The 292-nt window shown below is 48.3% G+C and carries 1 protein-coding gene; it reads left to right on the top strand.

Annotation, left to right across the window (positions count from 1 at the left end):
- Positions 1-182 precede the first annotated feature (182 nt).
- A partial coding sequence (locus RTW80_RS31820; protein ID WP_409415338.1) for a hypothetical protein occupies positions 183-292 on the top strand: 110 nt, incomplete at its 3' end.

Here is a 292-nt window from a genome sequence, read left to right as displayed (position 1 = left end):
ATAATAGACCTTATTTCGCCGCCGCTTTGTCAGGTGAAGCACAGACCCGGTAAATTCCTGCAAAGTGCATTTGCGTGAAAGGCTGTTTTGACGCGGGCGTTTGGGCTATGCTATGCGGATCTGAATTACCACATCCATTGGCTACATTTGTAGCTGTATTGAACACAGGACCACTGGCTGCCATGCAAGAGCAATACCGCCCGGAAGAGATAGAATCAAAAGTCCAGCAACACTGGGACGAGAAGCGCACCTTTGAAGTAACCGAAGACGAGAGCAAAGAGAAGTATTACTG

The sequence above is a fragment of the Escherichia sp. AM3 genome, assembly GCF_032029835.1.
In the GTDB taxonomy this organism is placed as follows: Bacteria; Pseudomonadota; Gammaproteobacteria; order Enterobacterales; family Enterobacteriaceae; genus Escherichia; species Escherichia coli.
The sequence above is the reverse complement of the archived record's forward strand: the minus strand, read 5'-3'. Positions and strand labels throughout refer to the sequence as shown.